Source organism: Streptomyces sp. NPDC056296 (genome assembly GCF_042268605.1).
GTDB lineage: Bacteria > Actinomycetota > Actinomycetes > Streptomycetales > Streptomycetaceae > Streptomyces.
Map to the genome: position 1 here is coordinate 1 of NZ_JBHJRX010000141.1, position 1,722 is coordinate 1,722.

Below are 1,722 nucleotides of genomic sequence, written 5' to 3' on the forward strand. Positions count from 1 at the left end.
ACCGCCCCAGTTAAACTACCCATCAGACACTGTCCCTGATCCGGATCACGGACCCAGGTTAGACATCCAGCACGACCAGACTGGTATTTCAACGACGACTCCCCCTGAACTGGCGTCCAGAGTTCACAGTCTCCCAGCTATCCTACACAAGCCGAACCGAACACCAATATCAAACTGTAGTAAAGGTCCCGGGGTCTTTCCGTCCTGCTGCGCGAAACGAGCATCTTTACTCGTAGTGCAATTTCACCGGGCCTATGGTTGAGACAGTCGAGAAGTCGTTACGCCATTCGTGCAGGTCGGAACTTACCCGACAAGGAATTTCGCTACCTTAGGATGGTTATAGTTACCACCGCCGTTTACTGGCGCTTAAGTTCTCAGCTTCGCCCCACCGAAATGGAGCTAACCGGTCCCCTTAACGTTCCAGCACCGGGCAGGCGTCAGTCCGTATACATCGCCTTACGGCTTCGCACGGACCTGTGTTTTTAGTAAACAGTCGCTTCTCGCTGGTCTCTGCGGCCACCCCCAGCTCAGACAGTAAATGTCATCACCAGGAATGGCCCCCCTTCTCCCGAAGTTACGGGGGCATTTTGCCGAGTTCCTTAACCATAGTTCACCCGAACGCCTCGGTATTCTCTACCTGACCACCTGAGTCGGTTTAGGGTACGGGCCGCCATGAAACTCGCTAGAGGCTTTTCTCGACAGCATAGGATCATCCACTTCACCACAATCGGCTCGGCATCAGGTCTCAGCCACATGTACGACGGATTTACCTATCGCACGGCCTACACCCTTACCCCGGGACAACCACCGCCCGGGATGGACTACCTTCCTGCGTCACCCCATCACTCACCTACTGCAAGTCTGGTTCGGCGGCTCCACCACTTTCCTTTCCCCGAAGGGTCCGGAACGGCTTCACGGCCTTAGCATCGCCTGGTTCGATGTTTGACGCTTCACAGCGGGTACCGGAATATCAACCGGTTATCCATCGACTACGCCTGTCGGCCTCGCCTTAGGTCCCGACTTACCCTGGGCAGATCAGCTTGACCCAGGAACCCTTAGTCAATCGGCGCAAACGTTTCTCACGTTTGTATCGCTACTCATGCCTGCATTCTCACTCGTGAACCGTCCACAACTCGCTTCCGCGGCTGCTTCACCCGGCACACGACGCTCCCCTACCCATCACAGCCGGCGTTGGCCGTATTGCTGCAATGACACGACTTCGGCGGTACGCTTGAGCCCCGCTACATTGTCGGCGCGGAATCACTAGACCAGTGAGCTATTACGCACTCTTTCAAGGGTGGCTGCTTCTAAGCCAACCTCCTGGTTGTCTGTGCGACTCCACATCCTTTCCCACTTAGCGTACGCTTAGGGGCCTTAGTCGATGCTCTGGGCTGTTTCCCTCTCGACCATGGAGCTTATCCCCCACAGTCTCACTGCCGCGCTCTCACTTACCGGCATTCGGAGTTTGGCTAAGGTCAGTAACCCGGTAGGGCCCATCGCCTATCCAGTGCTCTACCTCCGGCAAGAAACACACGACGCTGCACCTAAATGCATTTCGGGGAGAACCAGCTATCACGGAGTTTGATTGGCCTTTCACCCCTAACCACAGGTCATCCCCCAGGTTTTCAACCCTGGTGGGTTCGGTCCTCCACGAAGTCTTACCTCCGCTTCAACCTGCCCATGGCTAGATCACTCCGCTTCGGGTCTTGAGCGTGCTACTCA

The 1,722-nt window shown here is 56.0% G+C and carries 1 rRNA gene; it reads right to left on the reverse strand.

Going from position 1 to position 1,722, the window contains the following annotated elements:
• A 23S ribosomal RNA gene (locus ACFCZF_RS40825) occupies positions 1–1,722 on the reverse strand; the annotation flags it as partial.